Here is a 20,555-nt window from a genome sequence, read left to right on the forward strand (position 1 = left end):
TTATAACCAGTGCTAAAGGAGTAACGGTTTTATATACCGTTTGATGATTTGAAAGTTGAAAAGAGAATAAGGGGTACCTCCTCCCCATCGCGCGGGGAGGAGACCGGCATCAATCAGACGCCGACGCTAACGCTTTCAGGCAAGGTGCTACCGCCATCAATCACGTTTTGCGTGCCAGTTAAATAACTGGACTCATCCGAGGCCAGGAACGCAGCCAGCTCACCGACTTCTAGCGGGCAGGCCAGACGACGCATCGGGATCGCTTTCGCCATTTCGGTTAATACAGATTCCGGATCGTCCGGATTGGACTGACGCGCAATATTTTCCGCCATCGGCGTGCGAACATAGCCTGGGCAAATGGCATTCACGCGAATACCGGACTGCGCATATTCCACCGCCAGCGATTTAGTTAAGCCGATAATCGCCGCTTTTGACATTGCATAGGCCGTTTCGCCCGGATCGGCCACCATATCGCCAGTCACTGAGGACATCATCACGATACGCCCGTCTTTGCGATCAATCATCTCCGGCAGCACGGCTTTCGTTACGTTCCAGACGCCTTTGATATTGATATCAATATGGAAGTCGCGATCTTCATCGCTCATCTCAAGGAAGTTGCCGAGGCGACATACGCCGGCATTGTTGACCAGAATATCGATTTTGCCTTCAACCTTCTTCGCGCGTTTCACCGCTTCTGTGACCGAAGCAAAATCTCTGACATCCGCGTGAACCGCAGTGCAGCGGTGACCGCGCCCTGCCAGCTCATCCGCCAGTTTTTCAATCTCATCGGAGATATCCAGCAGGATTAAGTTCGCGCCATGGCGGGCAAACGTTCTGGCGATCCCCTCGCCAATACCCTGAGATGCGCCCGTAATCAATGCTGTTTTGCCCGTGAGTTTTCCCATTTCAATATTCTCCTTTTGAATATGAAGCCTTCGCTTCATTCACGCAGAAGATACAGCAATAACAAATTAGTGCTGAGGAATAGCTCACTAAATCAGGTTAATCTCAGGTAAAAAAAATCCCCGACAATTCGGGGATATCTATTTAGTTGCAGATGACAAGATCAGTTCGCCATCCGGCAACTTACCATCACAGCGCCATCAGGCGGTCCAGCGACGGGGCAAAGTAATAGCCACCGGTTACCGGCTTGGTGAAACGCAGCATCGCGTCGCGCTTACCGTCTGTGTCGCCAAACATACTCAGCAGTTGCTGCTCAATGTTGTGCAGACGTGCGCAGTAGGCGCAGAAATAGAGACCGTGTGTGCCGCTGGCCGTGCCGTATGGCAGGCTCTGGCGCACAATTTTCAGCCCTTTACCGTCTTCTTTCAGATCAACGCGGCTCAGGTGAGAGGTAACCGGACGGTCATCACCGTCGATCTCTTCGTTGGCTTCCTTGGTACGACCAATCATCATTTCCTGGTCGTGAATGCTCATGCGGTTAAGCTGCTTCAGGTTATGTTCCCAACGCTGCACAAATACATAGCTGCCACCAGCATCCACGCCATCTTTGATCACCGCGACTTCACGACGCGTTTCTTCACCAGCCGGATTTTCCGTACCGTCAACAAAGCCGCTGAGATCGCGTTCTTCAACCCAACGGAAACCGTGGATCTCTTCTTTGACGTCAATGCAGTCACCAAATGCTTCCATTGCTGCCTGCGCGACGGAGAAATTCACGTCATGACGCAAAGAGAGAATGTGGATCAACACATCATACTGGGTGGCTGGCGCCAGGCCTTTACCGTAAGGGATAAAGTCTTTTAACTCTTCCGCCCCAACGCCGCCGCTTAATGCACGCCAGGTGTTGTTGCCGAAAGCCACAACCGCGCCCAGATGCGCATCCGGGAACTTCGCTTCAAAGGTCGCCAGTTTATCAGCAAAGATTTTGCTGGCCGCACGCAGGGCCTCAACGTCGCCTTTAACATTGGCTTCAATCCAAATCGCCGCACGGCAATGTTCTGGCAAAATGCCACTCTGAACCTGAGACATTGTTCCTCCTGAAAAAAAGATGCCACGACCTCGTGGCATTGATTGGCGCTATTCTACCTGTTTTTTTAGCAAGTCGATTTGTTCAGACGCAAATTAACGCCGCCAGATGATTTTGCTGACTTTCCACGTTTTCAGCGTGTCGTCCGACGGCATTAAGCCCTCAGGCCCGCTCCATTCGCCGGAAAAAATGTAGCTAATATGCTGACTTCCTTCAGCTTTACATTCAACGCTCGCGCTGTCATCGCCGGTTGCTTTCTGGCAATTACCAAAGGCTTTGGTGTAAAGGTCGCTAAACGGTGTACCAATTTCGACACCCGCGTCTGATGAAATATCGCTGTCCAGGACATCAATACGGCTGATGGTTCCCTGACTGCCATTGATGACCATTGCCAGTTGGTCATCTTTCATCGCCTCATAGAAGCGCACCACATTACCGTCATCGGTCTTCATCCCGCTGCGCAGGCGGTAATCACCATCCAGCGCATCAGCAATAGTTTTTTCATCCAGCGGCGTAGCGCCCGTTAACGCGCCGACACCCTGCTCAGTAACCTGCGTTGAAGAACCGAACCAGTTCCACGGATTGGCGGCAGACCAGTTCACCGACGACAGCGTGGAACACCCGGTCAGTAGCAGCGGCATCGCGCATAAAGTCAAACGCAGTGATTTCATTTCACTTCCTTCCTTATTTATCAACGTTGCTTGGAGTCCGCTTTCACCAAAAAGTGCCGTTATTCTTTCTCAAGGGAAAAACAGGCGCGCAGACGTTGATTGGTTAACAGCCAGACCAGCGCGACGATATCCGCCACCAGCAGCGTCAGCCCGACGCCGTTGACCGGATCGCCTGCCAGCCACATCGCCGGTTGCCAGCAGAGCAGTACCAGTTGCGCGAGAATCAGTAATCCGCGCAGCCAGCGCCATACCCCCGGATACGCAAAGCGCCGCCCGCTGAGTAAAAACGCCAGCACCGCGGGAACGCCGGGGAGCAACCCCAGCCAGAATGCGTCATGGTCGGGATAAAACAGATTCAGTAGCGTATTGCCCTGCTCACGGGAAGAACCGGCAATCACGAACAACACCCAGGTGCGCGCCTGCAGCAGCAGTACGCACCAGAAAAGAAAAGGCAGGCGCAGACGCCCGTGACCGTCATAGTCGGCGGGGTGAAACTCAGTACTCTTCATCTTCGATCAAGCGCTTACCGAGATTGAGTACATCCGCATGTTCATAGCCCAGGCGTTCATACATCCCCAGCACCAGATCATTATCTTCACGCACCATGATTTGAATCTTCGGACACCCGCGGGCGATGAGCTTTTTCTCCAGTCGGTTAAGCAGCGCATTGGCGATGCCGCGACCGCGAAACTCAGGATGCACGCCGAGGTAATAGGCCGAGCCGCGATGCCCGTCGTATCCGCCCATCACCGTACCGACGACCTCGCCGTTCACTTCAGCGACCAGGAACAAGCTGACGTCATGATTTACTTTACGCTCAATGTCCATTTCCGGGTCATTCCATGGACGCAGCAAATCACAGCGCTCCCAGAGGGTGATCACCTCTTCGAAATCTTCCTGGCGAAAAACGCGTATTTCCATGGTATTGGTTACCTTTTCAGGACGTTAAAAAGCGATTATGGCGCGAACGGCTGATTTAGCCAATATCTGACGCGAAGCGGCGGAAAAAATGGCATAATACGGAATTGTCACGTATTGAAATGAAAAGTAAAACAATTCTTATCCCGATCCGTCGCAACGGACTACGCGATACGATATAACGTTTAGAACCTTTTTTTTACAACTCAGGCCGTATGAGCACTTTTAAACCACTAAAAACACTCACATCGCGCCGCCAGGTGCTGAAAGCCGGGCTGGCCGCCCTGACGCTGTCAGGCATGTCGCAAGCCATCGCTAAAGAAGAAGCGCTAAAAACCAGTAATGGACACAGCAAACCGAAAGCGAAAAAATCAGGCGCTAAACGCGTGGTTGTCCTTGATCCGGGTCACGGTGGTATTGATACCGGCGCAATTGGCCGCAACGGTTCCAAGGAAAAACATGTGGTACTAGCGATTGCCAAAAACGTGCGCTCGATTCTTCGCAATCAGGGAATTGATGCACGCCTGACCCGTTCCGGCGATACGTTTATTCCGCTCTACGATCGCGTCGAGATCGCCCATAAACACGGGGCCGATCTGTTTATGTCGATCCACGCCGACGGTTTTACCAACCCGAGCGCTGCGGGCGCATCGGTCTTCGCGTTGTCCAATCGCGGAGCCAGTAGCGCCATGGCGAAGTATCTGTCCGATCGCGAAAACCGCGCCGATGAAGTCGCCGGGAAAAAAACCACCGATAAAGATCACTTGTTGCAGCAGGTGCTGTTCGATCTGGTGCAAACCGATACCATTAAAAACAGCCTGACGTTAGGTTCGCATATTCTTAAGAAGATCAAGCCGGTACACCGTCTGCACAGTCGCAGTACGGAACAGGCCGCCTTCGTGGTGCTAAAATCACCCTCAATTCCTTCGGTACTGGTCGAAACGTCGTTCATTACTAATCCGGAAGAAGAACGACTGCTGGGCACGGCGGCATTTCGACAAAAAATTGCTACCGCTATCGCCAATGGCATCATCAGCTATTTCCACTGGTTTGATAACCAGAAAGCACACTCGAAGAAACGTTAATCATGAAGCCCGATGCACAGCGCGTAAAACAGTTCCTGCTTAGCCTGCAGGATGATATTTGCCAGCGATTATCCGCCGTAGACGGCACCGAGTTTGTTGAAGATAACTGGCAGCGCGAAGCAGGTGGCGGCGGGCGCAGCCGGGTACTGCGTAACGGCGGTATTTTCGAGCAAGCGGGCGTCAACTTCTCTCACGTCCACGGCGATGCAATGCCGGCCTCGGCTACCGCCCATCGACCTGAACTTGCCGGGCGCAGCTTTGAAGCCATGGGCGTCTCGCTGGTGGTGCATCCGCAGAATCCCTATATTCCGACCAGTCATGCCAACGTGCGCTTTTTTATCGCGGAAAAACCGGACGCCGATCCCGTCTGGTGGTTTGGCGGCGGCTTTGACTTAACTCCCTACTACGGCTTTGAAGAGGATGCGGTACACTGGCACCGTACGGCGCGGGATCTGTGTCAGCCGTTCGGTGAAGACGTTTATCCCCGTTACAAAAAGTGGTGCGATGACTACTTCTTCCTTAAACACCGCGACGAGCAGCGCGGCATTGGCGGGCTGTTTTTCGATGATTTGAATACCCCGGGTTTCGACCACTGCTTCGCCTTTATGCAGGCGGTGGGGCAAGGTTACACCGAGGCGTACCTGCCCATTGTTGAGCGACGTAAAGCGATAAATTGGGGTGAACGCGAGCGCAACTTCCAGCTTTATCGTCGCGGGCGCTATGTCGAATTTAACCTGGTGTGGGATCGCGGCACATTGTTCGGTCTGCAGACCGGTGGGCGCACGGAATCGATTCTGATGTCGATGCCGCCGCTGGTGCGCTGGGAGTATGACTGGCAGCCGGAAGCGAACAGCCCGGAAGCTGCCCTTAGCGAATTTATTCAGGTCCGCGACTGGGTGTAATTGCCTGATGACGCAATGCTTATCAGGCCTACAATCCATAGGCCTGATAAGACGCAAAGCGTCACATCCGGCACAGTAATGCCATCACGCCCACTGGCGCATACGCTGATGCAGCGTCAACGACGGTTTTTCCGCAAACAACTGCTGGTAGTCGGTAGCAAACTGCCCTAAATGCCAGAATCCCCACTGCATGGCGGCATCTTTCACCGTCGCACTCTGCGACCACGGACTTATCAGCTCTCGACGCACGGCGTTCAGGCGAATACGTTTTAACCAGGCATTCGGACCAATCCCCAGAATCGCGTGAAAGGCGTTTTGCAACGTCCGACGGCTGACGTGCAGTTGGTTACACAGATCGAGCACGGTCAGCGGCTCTGACATGTTTTCCAACACATACTCGCGCGCACGCGACAGTAAACGACGATAGCTCTGATGGCTGATGCTCTCAGCGGTTATAATCGGCTGCGCTTCTTCCAGCATGGTCCCCATCGCCAGCAGCAGGTTATCGCCCAACACTTTGCGTACCGCAGGTTGACGCAGGTTTTCTGGATTTTCGCTAAACGTTGCCAGCGCCTGCTGCACAAAGCCCCATAGCGCGGCTTTGTGCTGTTCTTTGACTTCCAGCGCCGACTGGTTGCGCAGCATATGCAGCACCCTTTCCGGGTTATGCAGGAAGTTGGCCTGACGGGCAATCGCCTCTTCCGAAATGACAACCCCCAGAATGGTGTAATCATCCGGCGTACTCAGTTCAAACTCCGTCCCACCAGGTCGGGTGGCAATTTCAGCACTGCCCAGACATTGGGCGCCAATAAAACCCTGTTCGCCGCGCGTGGCCGGAATGCCAAACCAGAACGAGTTCGGCCAGACAAGACACGACTGGCGCAGCGCGAGTCCGGTGTATTCACGGAAAACCTGAATATCGTCGAGCAGGATTTCCGTGAACTCGCCATGAAATTTTCCCGGATGCAGCTGATCGTAAATCTGCTGCCAGGCGGTAATCGTCAGCGCATGCTCATATACATCCGTTGTTCGCCGCTGGTGAACGTTGTCCACCTCCACTTTCGGCGTAAGTTTAACGTCTTCGGGTAACACTTCATGATAAAGATGGTGCAGGTTTGCAGTACGGTTCTTTTTCATGATCTTTTAAGCCGGAAGCTTCAACGAAGCCCCCGGCCCTCCGACAGGTTAATTTTTTAAGCGATAGCGACTACTGCGTTTACGCAACGCTCCGTCAGAAAAGAGCTGTTCCAGCGCCTTTCTGGCTTCATCAAGTGACCAGCCAAAGTGGGCAGCCACTTCCCCTGCCGTCATTCCTTGACGGACCGATGCTAACAGCGTCAGAAGTTGTTCAGAGGATTCAGACGTTAACGGGGCGTCCTGTGTCTTCTCTGCTTTTACGTCTGTTTTCACTTCTGGCTTCTGTTCTGGTTTCTTCGGCTGGCGCTTAAAACCGCCGATCAGCCACTGGGTGTCATCGTCCGGTCGGCCTATCTCCTTACGGCTGATAACACGGCCCGTTCGCGCTGCGGCGGCGCTGCCAGCATCCAGCGCTGCGCGGCACGCCGCCAGATCGCCTTCCACGACCAGCGTCAGCCTGCCTGGATCGAGCACTTCGTGGCTCAGCAGGCGTACGTTCGCGGCTTTCAGCATGGCATCCGCCGCGTCTACGGCAGCCACCATGCCATCCACTTCCAGTAATCCCAGTGCATTGATCATCACAACCTCTCTTACGCGCGCTGGATTGGATTACGGGCAATATCCAGAACGGCATCAGCAAAGGCGTTACATGCGGCTTTACAAGCGGCCTGGCTACCGGTCAAAAACGCGGCTGAATAGTTGGTTTCTGACGGCGGTGGCACGTAGGTCACCAGTTGTACATCAGCAGATTTCAGCGCCGCATCAATACCAAACGTCGCTTCCAGCGGCGGCGCCACCAGATACGCCATTGGATCGCCAAGTCGGCATCCTGCGGTCGCGGAAAGATACGAACCGGTACGCGAAACCACGTGCGCCAGGAAGGCGGTATCTTCTGCGTCATTCGCCCACTGGAACGCCGCACCACTTTCAATATTGGCGACCATCGCGTCCAGACCCGCGCGAACTTCAGCCGGGTTTGGGCCACCGAGCATAATCAGTACTTCGCCCGAGGTTGGAGAGGGACTGTGCGCCGCACCGGCGTACAGCGAGCGGCCATAAACCACTTCCACCATCGCCTGTTTTGTCGCTTCGTCTGCGGCAATATACGCCACGTCATCAGAGTCTGCTGTGATGAGTCCGAGGCTACGGATATGTGGCGGTAACTTAAGCTCACGGGCAAAACCGTCATTTACCGAGGCAATCACGCGCATTGCGGTGACTGAAGGTCTAATCAAATCTAATGCTGGCATGATGCCTCCTTAACGGGTCATATTGATGCCGGAGGCTTTTTGCTCCAGCATGCGCTTGGCCAAATCCACAATCACCGCCGCTGCTTCAACCGGTGGCGTACCGCCCTGGTGAATGTTCGAGATACAGGTACGGTCCGCTTCTACGGTCGTCGCCACACGCGGCGAATAGACGGCGTAGCAGGAGAGACTTTCCGACTGACCGAGACCCGGACGTTCCCCCACCAGCAGGATCACCGCTTTCGCGCCCAGCAGTTCGCCGATCTGATCTTCGATTTTCACGCGACCATAGCGAACGAAGAACGGGGTCCCGACTTTTAATCCGGCTTGTTTTAAGCCTGACAACAGCGGCGGGAGAATCTCTTCGTAGTTGGCAGTGATGGCATCGGTAGACAAGCCATCAGAGATAATCACCTGCACATCCGGGTTCATCACACACTGCGATTTCAGCGCATCAATGGCTTCCGCACTCAGACGACGGCCCAGATCCGGGCGCGTCAGATACAGGTTTTTGTCACTGATTTCCGAACGCACTTCCAGTAGCCCTTGCGCTTTTACCCACTCTTCCGGCACTTCTTTTAACACCGTATCTTTCGAACGCGAGTGGTCGGCCAGGAAGCGCAGCAGCGCCTGGGTACGCGGACGAGGACCGGCGCGCCCGGTACAAACACGCGCCGCGGTACTGCGCCGCAGTTCAGTCAACACCTCTGCGCGGTGCGGATTCTCAACGCCTATCCACGCTTTAGCTTCGGCTGAGCCTAAGTCCATCGCACAGCTTTCACCAGTCGGCGCGGCGCACTGCGTAGTGCTGCATTTTGCTGGTGCTGACGGTTCTTGAGCCTGCGGTTGAGACTCACCCATTGACGCCATTACGCTGCGTACAATTTCTTCAATCTGTTTTTGATCCATCGTGTTTCATCCCCGCATCATCAGAAGAACAGTGACGGATCGCCCGCCCGTTTGGTCAGGCGACCGTTTGCCATAATGCCCATGGTTTCCAGCCAGCGTTCAAACTCCGGCGACGGGCGCAGGTTCAGCAACTGGCGCACGGTCGCGGTATCGTGGAATGCGGTGGTCTGATAGTTGAGCATGATGTCGTCACCGAGCGGCATGCCCATGATGTAGTTGCAGCCAGCGGTGGCGAGCAGAATCATCAGGTTTTCGTTAAGGTTCTGGTCAGCATCAGCATGGTTGGTGTAGCAGCAGTCGCAGCCCATCGAGATGCCGCTCAGCTTGCCCATAAAGTGATCTTCCAGACCCGCGCGAATAATCTGACGGTCGTTGTAGAGATACTCTGGCCCGATAAAGCCCACCACGGTGTTCACCAGGAACGGATCGTAGTGCCGCGCCAGCCCGTAGTTACGCGCTTCCATTGTCACCTGATCGGCGCCGAAGTTAGCGCCAGCGGAGAGCGCAGAACCTTGTCCGGTTTCGAAGTACAGGCAGTTTTCCCCGGCGATACGGTTGAATTCAGCGCCTACGGCGCGCGCTTCATCGAGCATTGCCAGCTCCACGCCGAACTCTTTTAAACCTTTCTCGCTGCCGCAGATACTCTGGAAGATCAATCCACCCGGCGCGCCGCGACGAATCGCTTCAATCTGGGTGGTAACGTGCGCCAGTACGCAGCCCTGGGTCGGAATATTGAATTTATCGATAACGCCGTACACGGTATCAAGCACGCGGCTTAAGTTTTCCACGTCATCCGTTACCGGGTTTACGCCGATCACCGCATCGCCCGCTCCGAAAGACAGCCCTTCATAGATTTGCGCCGCAATACTCTGCACGTCGTCACGGGTGTCGTTCGGCTGCAAACGGCAGCTAAAGGTGCCCGGCAGCCCGATAGTGGTGTTAGCTTTTTTGATCACCGGCATTTTCTTGCCGCCGTAGATCAGGTCCGCGTTGGAGCAGATTTTTGCTACCGCAGCGACCACTTCCGACGTTAACCCTTTGCGCGTAAACGCAATGTCATCAACAGAGGTTTCATCGCTCAGCACGTACTCGCGCAGCTCGCTGATACTCCAGTTTTTGATGCGGTTATAGGCCGTTTCGTTGACGTCATCCTGAATCAGACGCGTCACGCAGTCCTCTTCATAGGAAATCACCGGGTTATTACGGATATCCGCTACCGTCATTTCCGACAGCACCTGCTTGGCCGCCACGCGTTCCTGCGAACTGGTTGCAGCTACCCCTGCCAGCACATCCCCCGAACGCAGTTCGTTGGCTTTGGCCAGCACCTCTTTAACATCCTTAAACTGATAAACATTGCCGAACAATGTGGTCTTTAGTTTCATAAGTCGTTCCCTCAGGAAGGAAATGCGAGTGATTTCACCGTCACCGGCACAACCGATCCGCCAAAAAGAGGCGTACCAATGTCGATATAGTCCCCCGCCCGGACAACCACCTCATCGATGACCGCCAGCGGGTGTTGCTGTAACTGTGGGCGTAACAGCATGCCCAGGGCTTTACCAAAATCCTGCTCGGCTACCACCAGCAGGGGATGCGGATTCGGATAGCGCGCGACAAAGGCCAGCAGCGCATCAATTACCGTTAACAGCGCTGCGTAGCGCACCGGTAGCGAACCGGGCAGCGCCAGCACGTAGGCGTCCGTTTGCGGATCCAGATCGAGCTGCATCAACGCCTGTTGCCAGGCAGTCACCAAATCAGCCTCATCAACCGGAATCGCCACCGGCAGATTGCGCAGCGGAAGCGCCACGCCTTCCAGCCAGATAGTGCTGCCCGAAAGCGACAGCGTATGCGCCCCGGCGCCAATCACCGTGGCGCGCACGGTTTGCGCCGGGAACTGCACGTTCATCTCACGCAGACGCGGATGCTCATGCAGCGCCGTGGCGAGCAGCGGTCCGATGTCGGAAAAACAGAACGGATCGGCAGGTTGGTTGCGGTAGCATTCACCTACCCCACCGGACAACGTAATCACTTCCGGCTTCACGCCAGTTGGCAGCAGACCGGTTTGCATCAGCGCCTGCGCCAGCGGTGACAGCGTGCCGTCAATCACCTCCACAATCAGCGCCGCCATGCGTCTTGCTACCTGGACCAGTTGTGAGGCGTTGAGCGTTCGGGCGTCAAAGCCCGGACCAAATACGTCATCGACAATCATCTGTCCCGGCTGATGCGCATGCACCACGCGCCCCTGACCGTCAGTTTCCAGCAGTCGCCCACCGACGTTCAGGCAGGCCGAACCGCTGACCTTTCCGGCGTCGAACAACACATAGTTCGACGTCCCGCCACCGATGTCGATATTCAGTACACGGCACAACTTCTGCTCAGACAGCGTTTGTGCGCCCGCACCGTGACCGGCGATCACCGACTCCAGGTGCGGACCGGCGCTGGCAACCACGAAGTCCCCCAGCGACTGGGAGAGCGTCATTACCGCCGGGCGGGCGTTGCGGGTTTTGGCGCTTTCGCCGGTGATGATGATCGCCCCGGAATCAACAGCTTCAGGCTTGATGCCCGCCGCCTGATACTGGGCAAGGATCAGTGCCTTAAGTTCAGCCTCTTTCAACCCGCCCTGCTTATCAACAGGGGTGAAGAACACCGGGCTTTGCCAGCTAATTTCGCGTTTGATGAATTCGTAGCGCGGCACCTGCGACACTGCCGCACGGTTAACCAGCTCAAGGCGCGAGAAGATCACCTGAGTGGTGGTGGTGCCGATATCGATACCGACGCTCAGTAGCTGGCGAGTGTTCACGATTGCGCCTCCGGGTTGGTTTCCACTTCTGCTGGCACATCTTCATCTTTCGGTACCAACAGCATAGCCACACCAATCGCCGTCACGCCGCCAATCAGCTTGCCGACAATCATCGGGAAGATCATGGCGTTCATGTTGGCAGCGGCGAAACCTAAGTGGTCACCCAGCGCGAAGGCCGCGGAGACCGCAAACGCGCAGTTGATCACTTTGCCGCGGGTATCCATATTCTTCATCATGCCGAACATTGGGATGTTGTTCGCCAGTGTCGCCACCATGCCCGCAGCCGCAATGTTATTGACTTTTAACAGGTTACCGACGCTCATCAGCGGTTTTTCAAACCAGCGGGTCAGCAGCAGCACCATCGGGTACGCGCCGAGCAGTACACAGGAGATAGAGCCGATAACTTCGATGGCGCGCATCACTTCACCCGGCTTGTCGCCCGGCGCCATGAAGATAGGGTCCAGACCCGGGATCAGCTCCCAACCAAGCAGGAATTTGATGACCGCCGCCGCCAGACCGATGGTGATCAGCGCCACCAGGAATTTCGCGAAAATCTGGAAGCCGTTGATCATTTTTTCCGGGATGAATTTCAGACCCAGCGCCACCAGCACAGCCACGATCAGCACCGGGATCATGTTCATCAGGATTAGCGCGAAGGTGAACTCCACCGGCTGACCGTTGATTTCAACGCCGGAGTACATCGCTATCAAACCACCCGCAATACAACCAATCGGAATGGTGACGATACCGGCCAGCACGCCCAACGCCAGATAACGACGGTCGGACGGTTCAATAATCCCCAGCGCAACCGGAATGGAGAAAACCAGCGTCGGCCCCATCATCGCCCCAAGGATCAGGCCAGAGTACAACCACGCCGCAACGTCGCCGCCCGCCAGTTCTTTTGCCAGGAAGAAGCCGCCCATGTCGCACGCCAGCAGCGTTCCGGCAAACATCGACGGGTTCGCGCCCAGCATTTCGTACAGCGGAATAATCACCGGACCGAGCACATGCGCCAGTACCGGTGCCAGCGCGGTCATACCGACCATCGCCAGGCCCAACGCGCCCATCGCCATAAAACCTTCTTCAAACTGACCGCCCGATCCCTCAATACTCTTACCGAACTTACCGAGGAAGCGCGCTGAACCGCCAAACTGCGACAGGATCCTGTCCACGGCGGCAATCAGCATAAAGAACATCATGATGTACATGATGATTTCGTTAATTCCCATAGCCCCTACTCCCTGTCATTTGTGATTTGTAGGCCGGATAAGACGTTTACGTCGCCTCCGGCATTAACGCCGTGTTATTGCCGGATGGCGGTGCGAGCACCTTATCCGGCCTACAGGCATTACCCGGCAGCCACGTACAGGTCGATAATCTGTGCCTGTGTGGCGGTGCGTGGGTTACTGCGAATACAAATATCCTCCAGCGCGGCGTCAGCCCATGCGCTGTAATGCTCGGGCTTTGCCCCAACGTCGGAGAGCCGTCTGGTCTGGCCCACTTCGCTAATCAGCTCGCTGACGGCGTTGATGGCATCGCGATCGTCCGACTTCTTGTTGGTTAACGCCCGTCCGATATGACTGAAGCGTTCGCGACACACCATGCGGTTGAACCCCATTACCGTGGGCAGCAGCATGGCGTTAGCCTGCCCGTGCGGAATGTGCAACGTCGCACCCGGCTGGTGGGCCATCGCATGGCACAGGCCCAGCCCCGCGCTGGAAAACGCCATCCCGGCCATACAGGAGGCCAGCAGCATGCTTTCCCGCGCCGCCAGATCCTGCCCATAGCCAACGGCCTTCGGCAGCGATTTGCCGATCATCGCAATCGCGCCAATCGCCAGGCTGTCGGTAAACGGCGTCGCGTTCAGGGCGCTATACGCTTCAACGGCATGCGTCAGCGCATCGATCCCGGTCATCGCCGTGACGTGTGCGGGTACGCCTTCCGTTAGCGCGGCGTCAAGAATCGCCACATCCGGCATCAACGACGCATGCGCCAGCACTTTTTTAAGTCCGGTCGCGGCGTCGATAATCACCGTGACGTTAGTGGTTTCCGACCCCGTTCCGGCGGTAGTTGGTACGGCAATCAGCGGCAAACGCGGACGTAACGCGCTGCGCTCATCCATGTCAGCCAGGGTCTGCGTGGGATTAGTCACCAGCAACGCCACTGCTTTAGCGGCATCCAGTACAGAGCCACCGCCAAAGGCCACCACGCCGTCGCACTTCGATTCACGCAGTTGCGCGACCGCGGCGCAGACATCCGTAATGCACGGTTCGCCCACCGGACATGGCCACAGCGTCATCGCCACACCTTTCATCGCCAGGCTGCGTTCCAGCGCAGCGGTCATTCCCGCCTGATGCAGGAAGCTGTCTACCATGACAAACATGTGCGTCAGTCCGCGCGTTTGTGCTTCCTGTCCGCAGGTACTGAGCGCTCCGAGTCCGCAAAGGGTGACCGGTGGGACGCTAAACGTTTTTACGCGTTGCAGATTCAGGGTGTCGAATGCCTGAAAGAGCGCGGTCTGCAATTCAGCTTGCATAGATTCCTTCCGCTTTTTCTTTTCCGCTGTTGGCAATCGCCAGCGGGGTCATAAACAGGCTGTGCTGGGGTAAATGCACCTGCAGTTCCGGGAAGCGCTTACGGAACAGCTCATCCACGCCCGGCTGCATGCAGGAACCGCCGGCCAGCCATAAATCGGTAACGCCCTGTCCGGCTATATGGTGAGCCACGATTTCCGCCATCTTTTCGTAGACCGGCTTAACCACCGGCCAGATTTCCTGACCGTTGCTACGTTTGTACTGTTCGGCTTCTTCCAGTTGGATACGGCGGTTACCGGCCAGCGTCAGAGAAATGTGATGCCCACCGGTCGCTTCATCGGCGGAGTAGGTCACTTTGCCCTGTTTAACAATGGCAATCCCGGTGGTACCGCCACCAATATCCACCACACCAGCGTTATCGAGCTGCAACAGATCCGCCACGGCGGTCGGCTCGTCGAGCACATGACTCACTTCAAGTCCGGCTGACTCCAGCACGTTAATGGAGATTCGTGGGTCCGTTCCCGGTGGAAACGAGGTTGCCGCATGGGTAAAGCGGCAACCCAGCTGTTGTTCAAGCGTATCGAGATGGCGACGAACAATGGTTACTGCGCCGAAGAAATCCCAGACGATGCCATCGCGCACGACATCGGCCCAGTCGAGGCAAACCGCTACCGGCTGCCCGTCACCGTCGACGACCATCGACACCACATCACACGTCCCCAAATCAACGCCCAACCATAGCGGTGATTCGCTCTCAGCAGGCGTCTGGTTGCATAGCGTGGCTGCTTTTTGCAGTCTGGGTGTCAGCCAACGTTGTTCGTCGTGCGCCATCTCTTTTACTCCTTATACAATTCTGAAGGCGTCCACCAACACACAGCGACGCAGACGCACAAACGTACGCGCGCTGGTCACCCCTTCCCCGGTTGGCGTGGTAATGGTCATCGTGGTCCAGCCTTCGCCGCCAAGTCCCAGACCGGCAATACACGGCCCGTTCTTAACGAAAATGCTGGTATCAATGGCGTTCGCCATGCGGTTCATATTGTCGATGTTGCGTGAGTGCATCGCCGCCGTATGGTGGCAGCCGCCTTCAAGCTTGACCGCCAGTTCAATGGCTTCATCGACGTTAGCGACCCGCACGACCGGCAGAACCGGCATCATCAGTTCGGTGACGGCAAACGGATGCGTCGCGGAGGTTTCGACGAATAACAGCCGGGTTTGCTCCGGTACGTTCAGACCAATCGCCGCAGCGATTTTTCCTGCGTCGCGCCCTACCCAGTCACGACTGACCGTGCCTTTACCGCGCTCATCGATATTTTTCAGCAGCACTGGTTGCAGCTGTTCAGCTTGGGCCGCGGTCAATTTCACCGCATGCTGGCTTTCCATCAGACGCATCAGCTCATCGGCGACGCTGTCGACCACAATCAGCACTTTTTCGTCGGCGCAGATAATGTTGTTGTCAAACGACGCGCCTTTGACGATCGACTGCGCCGCGCGTGCCAGGTCGGCCGTTTCATCCACCACCACCGGCGGGTTACCCGCACCGGCAGCAATCAAACGTTTGTTGGTGTGTTTACGCGCGGCATCCACTACGGCTTCGCCACCGGTGACGACCAGCAGGCCGATGCCTGGGTACTTGAACAGACGCTGGGCGGTTTCGATATCCGGATTGGCAACGGTGACCAGCAGGTTTGCCGGACCGCCTGCAGCGACCACCGCCTGGTTAAGCAGGGTGATGGCGCGCTGAGAAACTTTTTTCGCCGCCGGATGCGGCGCGAAGACCACGCTGTTGCCAGCTGCGATCAGGCTAATGGCATTGTTAATAACGGTTGCGGCCGGGTTGGTGGACGGTGTCACCGAGGCCACCACGCCCCACGGCGCATTTTCAATCAGCGTCAGGCCGTTATCGCCGGTCAGGACCTGTGGAGACAGACATTCCACTCCCGGCGTGCCGCGTGCCTGCGCCACGTTTTTGGCAAATTTATCCTCAACGCGTCCCATGCCGGTTTCTGTGACGGCAAGTTCCGCTAATTCTCTGGCGTGCTTTTCGCCCGCCTCACGTAGCGCCGTGATAGCCAGTTGGCGCATGGCAACGCTTTTCAGCCCTTGCTGGGCCAGTTTTGCTGCCGCCACTGCGTCATCCAGGGAGGCAAAAACGCCCATTTCTTGAACGGCACTGACGGGTTGGCTGCTGTCTTTCATTTTCAGCAGTACCGCTTTCACGACCTGTTCAATATCCTGTTGATTCATGATTTTCTGCCTTATTTATGGAAGATCACCTGACCACCTGCCACCACTTCATCGACAATGCCAATCACGCACAGATCGACAGGTGATGATTCGTTACGGTGCGCCTGACGGGCTGAGCTTCCGCTGACCAGCAGCACCCACTCTCCGGTTCCCGCCCCGATGCTGTCGATAGCAACAGCACATTGCCCGTCGGGGTTACCCTGGGCATCAATCATTTCCACCATCAGCAACTTGTCGTGCGCGAGCCCCTGATGGCGTACGGTACAAACAATTTGTCCTGTGACGATTGCCAGTTTCATACGCGCCTCCGTGGCATATTTCAGGTAAAACCTCCCCCTACCCTCCGCAGAAGGTAATGTGAAAAGGAGAGAGGGTGACGCCAGCAATACAGTCTGTGGCGTCACATGGACGACTTACATGTCGTTGCTGTCGCCTTTAAAGCTGATCGGGAATACTTCCTCCAGATCGCCATGCGGACGCGGGATCACATGTACGGAAACCAGCTCGCCAATACGCTGTGCAGCCGCAGCACCTGCGTCCGTTGCGGCTTTGCATGCCGCTACGTCGCCACGGACCATGGCAGTGACCAGACCGCCACCGATCTGCTTCACGCCAACCAGTTTCACGCGTGCCGCTTTAACCATTGCGTCAGAAGCCTCAATCAGTGCAACCAGGCCCCGGGTTTCAATCATTCCTAATGCTTCCATTGTGTTTTCCTCTCATTAAGGGGTCCAGAACGGGACCTAAACAACCAGTGTTTGTGAGGCGTTTTCACGACTCACGTCAGTCTGGCGCGGCACTGCTGCCACCAACGCCAGTTCGATAATTTCCTGTACGCTACAGCCGCGAGAGAGGTCATGAAGCGGTGCGGCAAGCCCCTGGATCAGTGGCCCGACTGCACGATACCCTCCCAAACGCTGGGCGATTTTGTAACCAATATTGCCTGCTTCAAGCGATGGGAAGACCATCACATTGGCATTACCCTTTAACGGACTTGCAGGCGCTTTTTGCGCGGCGACATCCGGAACAAAGGCGGCATCAAATTGCAGTTCGCCATCCACGATAAGCTGCGGCGCACGTTCACGAACGATCTCGGTCGCCTGCTGCACGTTAGCGACGTTGGGGTGACGGGCACTGCCATTACTTGAAAACGACAGCATGGCCACGCGCGGCTCTTCACCGGTAATTGCCTGCCAGGTCTGCGCGCTGGCAATCGCAATATCCGCCAGCTGTGCAGCGGTGGGCTGGGGTACGACGCTGCAATCGGCAAAGCCTAATGACGGTCCGAGATACTGCGGCAGCATCAGAAAAATCGACGACAGCGTTTTACAGCCCGGCTGTAGCCCAATAATGCGTAACCCGGCGCGCAGCACGTTTGCTGTTGACGACAGATTGCCGGCAATACAGACGTCAGCTTCTCGCGCGCTGACCATTGCCGCAGCGAACATCAGCGGATCATTGAGCTTTTCCAGCGCATCGGCTGGCGTTTTATCTCCCGCGCGGGTCAGCCAGCGCAGCGCAAACTCTTCGCGCATTGCCAGATTGCTTTGCGGATCGATAACCTGGATACCATCCATCGCCACCCGATGGCTGAGAGCAAACTGGCGCAAAGCAAATGGGCTGGCGACAAGAATGGGGCGTGCCAGACCGTGCTGATGCAGATAATTCGCGGCTTTCAGCACCCGGACATCCAGCGCATCCGGGAACACCACCCGAGCAGGGGCTTGCTGGGCGAGTTGACGAGCACGTTCGATGATCATGGCTTCTCCCCCAGTCGTTGTTGAATTTGGCTAACCGTCAGCGGATGTTTCGCCACGCTCAGAATCATCATCACGTAGACCGTACTGGAAAGGCGATTGAGCGCCTGCATGATGTCCGGTCGTATAACTTCAAAACTGCGGGTAATGAAGACCTGAGCCGCCACCGTCTCCGTTTCACGGACTTTGGTACGCAGCAGATTCAGCAGCGCGCAATCACGTCCGTGGCTGGCCTCAGGCACCAGATGATCGTGATCCAGATAGCGCAGCGGATGATGTGAAAGCCGGTGTAAATCTTCGTCGCTCAAACCGACGATAGCTTGTGCGGCCAGCGGCTCATCCATAGCATCGGCGCGCATAATATTGCCCAGACGCGAACGGATATCCGCCAGCCACGGCTGCCACGGTTCCGCCAGCTCGATCTGCAACCACACGGCCAGCGCGATGGTGCTGTCCAGCGCGGCGCGAAATCCCAGACGTGGATCACTTTTGGCCACCATCTTGTCAGCCGTCAGATGCGTCAGCGTGTCTGGTTTCTTCGCCACCGGTTGATGACACAGTTCGCAGCTGGCCTGTGGATGGGTATCGCTGCTGGTTAAACCATGCACCGGCTGCGGCTGCTGTTGTTCGTCATCAATAAACAGGCTGCCCTGCTCGTCGATAAACTTAATGCGCAGATGTCGGCTTTCCAGTAATTCCCGGGCAGACGGCGTCAGGCGAGCATCAGCGGGGAGATGAATTTCAGCCCCCTCGCTGAGCGTATGATTCGCTCTGAGCCATGCTTCGGTAATGAAATCCTTCATACATCCGCCTTAGCAGGACTGCCAGTTCGCAGGCCAGGCCACATACAGAAACTTCACCGTCGATGGCGTACCAAATTCAATGCTGGAGCCTTTCGGGATAAACATGACGTCCCCGGCTTTAGCAATCATGGTTTCGCCTTCGTGGCGAACGTGCAGCTCGCCTTCCAGAATCATGTCGATTTCGTCGTAGTTCAGCGTCCATGGGAAAAAGGCGTTATCCCACTGCATGAACCCGGCGGCCATGCTGCTACCGTCCTGGTCGGTCACCAGATCGGTTAAGCCAACGCAGTGTGGTTGTGCGCCGTCAAAACGCCCAAACTTCACGCTGCTACCGTCGATGACTTTGACGCCGCCTTTGCCGGTGACCGATTTAAAGCTCGGCTGCATTCCGCCCTGCTCCAGCGACTGTTTCTCCTTCATGACTTTGTCCATCAGCTGCGCGACCAGGCTTTCGGTAAATTGTCCTTCGGGCAATTGCGCAATGATGGTTTCACGAATGCGCTGGCTCTCCGTTTTGCCATCATCCACCGCAGCCGGTGCAACAGCGGCGGCAGTTGGCGCGGATTCGTCGCATTCACGGATAGTGACGCCCAGCAGCTCCGCCACTTCGCGTGCCTCCGGGGTGATGATGCTGGCGCGCAGAACAACCGACATTTCCTGTTCGCCGCGTGCGTGGGCCGCACGAATATCGTTAGCTGTGATGAGTTTTTTCACCTGCCCTTTCCTCCTTTTGGCTGAGCTCAGTCAGATAATCCACCAGGTGCTGCACGCTGCGCGGGTCATGGCTATTGAGCTCGAAAATCGGCTCATGAAACCCCATCCCGCGAAGTAGTTGTCGCGTTGCGGCGACGTCGGCATCCGGCATGTCCGTTTTGCTGATAACGGCGATTTGTCGTTTACTGGCGCCGATATCCAACAGCCCGGCAGGTAAGCGACTTTCTTTATCATTTGCCGCGTGTATATAAATCAACGTATCGACATCCTGCAGCGTGGTAATTAAGGCGTGGTACCAACGCGGATGGCTAAAATATTCCCCAGGCGTGTCGATATCGCCATTTTCATTAAACTCAACGGCCTGTGTTTTTCTGGCGAGGGAATAATTCCCCTGTAGCGCATTAAAGAGCGTTGTTTTCCCCGCGCCCACCGTACCGACAAACGCAATACGTTTCATCGCCGCCTCTGATTAACTTTTTGTCAGGTTGCACAACGTGAAATTTAATAACCGACCCAGACCGCTCACCGTCTGTAATAGCGCTTCTTCTACCGCGCCTACCGAGCCATAAATCACCAGCGCCCCGCTGAATCTATCGAGAAAGCCGATATGTACATCCGCCGCTTTCATGGCTAAATCACCGGCTATCATCGCGGTTTCTCCTGGCGTCAGCGTCATAATGCCGATGGCGCCCGCTTCGGGAACGCCGATCTTTTTCGCCAGTTCTTCGCCAGGGTGCGCAATGAGATGCGCCAGCGTGACCTGTTTCCCCGGCACAAATTCCTGAATGATGCGTTCTTTTTCCATTGCTCACCGCCTCCGCTAAAACTGCCCTCATCGTGGCAA

General features: G+C 56.1%; 24 protein-coding genes. 2 read left to right on the forward strand and 22 right to left on the reverse strand.

Features of this window, described 5'->3' with window-relative positions; translation table 11 throughout:
• Window positions 1-113 precede the first annotated feature (113 nt).
• The 5 genes from ucpA to FDW92_RS07020 form a co-directional block, all read right to left on the reverse strand.
• Entirely contained in the window at window positions 114-905 is a 792-nt protein-coding gene (gene ucpA / locus FDW92_RS07000) for an SDR family oxidoreductase UcpA (RefSeq protein ID WP_042306926.1), read from the reverse strand.
• Between the two features lie 187 nt (window positions 906-1,092).
• Window positions 1,093-1,992, reverse strand: coding sequence for a porphyrinogen peroxidase (gene yfeX / locus FDW92_RS07005; protein WP_042306924.1), 900 nt, complete (start codon window positions 1,990-1,992; stop codon window positions 1,093-1,095).
• Between the two features lie 93 nt (window positions 1,993-2,085).
• Window positions 2,086-2,661, reverse strand: coding sequence for an RpoE-regulated lipoprotein (locus tag FDW92_RS07010; RefSeq protein ID WP_042306922.1), 576 nt, complete (start codon window positions 2,659-2,661; stop codon window positions 2,086-2,088).
• 59 nt (window positions 2,662-2,720) lie between these two features.
• Complete coding sequence (locus FDW92_RS07015) at window positions 2,721-3,170, reverse strand: DUF2919 domain-containing protein (RefSeq protein ID WP_042306920.1); 450 nt, start codon at window positions 3,168-3,170, stop codon at window positions 2,721-2,723.
• Window positions 3,157-3,582, reverse strand: a complete 426-nt coding sequence (locus FDW92_RS07020; protein ID WP_006683546.1) for a GNAT family acetyltransferase — start codon at window positions 3,580-3,582, stop codon at window positions 3,157-3,159. Before FDW92_RS07020 ends, FDW92_RS07015 begins: the two co-directional genes overlap by 14 nt.
• 212 nt (window positions 3,583-3,794) lie before the next feature.
• On the opposite strand from FDW92_RS07020, the gene amiA reads away from it, so the two are divergent.
• Both amiA and hemF read left to right on the forward strand, forming a co-directional pair.
• Window positions 3,795-4,664: an N-acetylmuramoyl-L-alanine amidase AmiA gene (gene amiA / locus FDW92_RS07025; protein ID WP_038642512.1), complete on the forward strand. Its 870-nt coding sequence runs from the start codon at window positions 3,795-3,797 to the stop codon at window positions 4,662-4,664.
• Window positions 4,665-4,666: 2 nt separating this feature from the next.
• The gene (gene hemF / locus FDW92_RS07030) at window positions 4,667-5,566 is read left to right on the forward strand and encodes an oxygen-dependent coproporphyrinogen oxidase (RefSeq protein ID WP_042306917.1); all 900 of its coding nucleotides are present in this window, start codon (window positions 4,667-4,669) and stop codon (window positions 5,564-5,566) included.
• An 84-nt stretch (window positions 5,567-5,650) separates the two neighbouring features.
• Here hemF and eutR read toward each other — a convergent pair whose 3' ends face one another.
• The 17 genes from eutR to eutS form a co-directional block, all read right to left on the reverse strand.
• Entirely contained in the window at window positions 5,651-6,703 is a 1,053-nt protein-coding gene (eutR, locus tag FDW92_RS07035; RefSeq protein ID WP_042306914.1) for an HTH-type transcriptional regulator EutR, read from the reverse strand.
• Window positions 6,704-6,751: 48 nt separating this feature from the next.
• Complete coding sequence (gene eutK / locus FDW92_RS07040) at window positions 6,752-7,282, reverse strand: ethanolamine utilization microcompartment protein EutK (protein ID WP_042306913.1); 531 nt, start codon at window positions 7,280-7,282, stop codon at window positions 6,752-6,754.
• 11 nt (window positions 7,283-7,293) lie between these two features.
• The gene (gene eutL / locus FDW92_RS07045) at window positions 7,294-7,953 is read right to left on the reverse strand and encodes an ethanolamine utilization microcompartment protein EutL (RefSeq protein WP_003838537.1); all 660 of its coding nucleotides are present in this window, start codon (window positions 7,951-7,953) and stop codon (window positions 7,294-7,296) included.
• A 9-nt stretch (window positions 7,954-7,962) separates the two neighbouring features.
• Window positions 7,963-8,859: an ethanolamine ammonia-lyase subunit EutC gene (gene eutC, locus FDW92_RS07050; RefSeq protein WP_038642522.1), complete on the reverse strand. Its 897-nt coding sequence runs from the start codon at window positions 8,857-8,859 to the stop codon at window positions 7,963-7,965.
• 20 nt (window positions 8,860-8,879) lie between these two features.
• Entirely contained in the window at window positions 8,880-10,241 is a 1,362-nt protein-coding gene (eutB, locus tag FDW92_RS07055) for an ethanolamine ammonia-lyase subunit alpha (RefSeq protein ID WP_003038029.1), read from the reverse strand.
• Between the two features lie 11 nt (window positions 10,242-10,252).
• Window positions 10,253-11,656, reverse strand: coding sequence for an ethanolamine ammonia-lyase reactivating factor EutA (gene eutA / locus FDW92_RS07060; RefSeq protein ID WP_042306911.1), 1,404 nt, complete (start codon window positions 11,654-11,656; stop codon window positions 10,253-10,255).
• Window positions 11,653-12,885, reverse strand: a complete 1,233-nt coding sequence (eutH, locus tag FDW92_RS07065; protein ID WP_042306909.1) for an ethanolamine utilization protein EutH — start codon at window positions 12,883-12,885, stop codon at window positions 11,653-11,655. Before eutH ends, eutA begins: the two co-directional genes overlap by 4 nt.
• Before the next feature lie 119 nt (window positions 12,886-13,004).
• Complete coding sequence (eutG, locus tag FDW92_RS07070) at window positions 13,005-14,192, reverse strand: ethanolamine utilization ethanol dehydrogenase EutG (protein WP_042306907.1); 1,188 nt, start codon at window positions 14,190-14,192, stop codon at window positions 13,005-13,007.
• Window positions 14,182-15,021, reverse strand: a complete 840-nt coding sequence (gene eutJ / locus FDW92_RS07075; protein WP_038642530.1) for an ethanolamine utilization protein EutJ — start codon at window positions 15,019-15,021, stop codon at window positions 14,182-14,184. The genes eutG and eutJ overlap by 11 nt, the downstream gene beginning before the upstream one ends.
• Before the next feature lie 12 nt (window positions 15,022-15,033).
• Window positions 15,034-16,437 (reverse strand): aldehyde dehydrogenase family protein, encoded by a 1,404-nt coding sequence (locus FDW92_RS07080; protein ID WP_042306904.1) that lies wholly within the window; start codon window positions 16,435-16,437, stop codon window positions 15,034-15,036.
• Window positions 16,438-16,448: 11 nt separating this feature from the next.
• The gene (eutN, locus tag FDW92_RS07085) at window positions 16,449-16,736 is read right to left on the reverse strand and encodes an ethanolamine utilization microcompartment protein EutN (protein ID WP_003038011.1); all 288 of its coding nucleotides are present in this window, start codon (window positions 16,734-16,736) and stop codon (window positions 16,449-16,451) included.
• A gap of 114 nt (window positions 16,737-16,850) precedes the next feature.
• A complete protein-coding gene (eutM, locus tag FDW92_RS07090; RefSeq protein ID WP_003835054.1) occupies window positions 16,851-17,144 on the reverse strand; it encodes an ethanolamine utilization microcompartment protein EutM in 294 nt (97 codons plus the stop codon).
• Window positions 17,145-17,180: 36 nt separating this feature from the next.
• On the reverse strand, window positions 17,181-18,197 hold the full coding sequence (gene pta / locus FDW92_RS07095; protein WP_042306902.1) for a phosphate acetyltransferase: 1,017 nt from the start codon (window positions 18,195-18,197) through the stop codon (window positions 17,181-17,183).
• Window positions 18,194-18,997, reverse strand: coding sequence for an ethanolamine utilization cob(I)yrinic acid a,c-diamide adenosyltransferase EutT (eutT, locus tag FDW92_RS07100; protein WP_042306900.1), 804 nt, complete (start codon window positions 18,995-18,997; stop codon window positions 18,194-18,196). The genes pta and eutT overlap by 4 nt, the downstream gene beginning before the upstream one ends.
• Window positions 18,998-19,006: 9 nt before the next feature.
• Window positions 19,007-19,711, reverse strand: a complete 705-nt coding sequence (gene eutQ / locus FDW92_RS07105) for an ethanolamine utilization acetate kinase EutQ (RefSeq protein WP_042306897.1) — start codon at window positions 19,709-19,711, stop codon at window positions 19,007-19,009.
• Complete coding sequence (gene eutP, locus FDW92_RS07110; RefSeq protein WP_042306895.1) at window positions 19,689-20,168, reverse strand: ethanolamine utilization acetate kinase EutP; 480 nt, start codon at window positions 20,166-20,168, stop codon at window positions 19,689-19,691. Before eutP ends, eutQ begins: the two co-directional genes overlap by 23 nt.
• Before the next feature lie 12 nt (window positions 20,169-20,180).
• Window positions 20,181-20,516, reverse strand: coding sequence for an ethanolamine utilization microcompartment protein EutS (gene eutS, locus FDW92_RS07115; protein WP_003037995.1), 336 nt, complete (start codon window positions 20,514-20,516; stop codon window positions 20,181-20,183).
• Between the last annotated feature and the right edge of the window lie 39 nt (window positions 20,517-20,555).

Origin of the sequence: Citrobacter sp. wls706, from assembly GCF_005281305.1 — a bacterium.
Classification (GTDB): Bacteria; Pseudomonadota; Gammaproteobacteria; order Enterobacterales; family Enterobacteriaceae; genus Citrobacter; species Citrobacter werkmanii.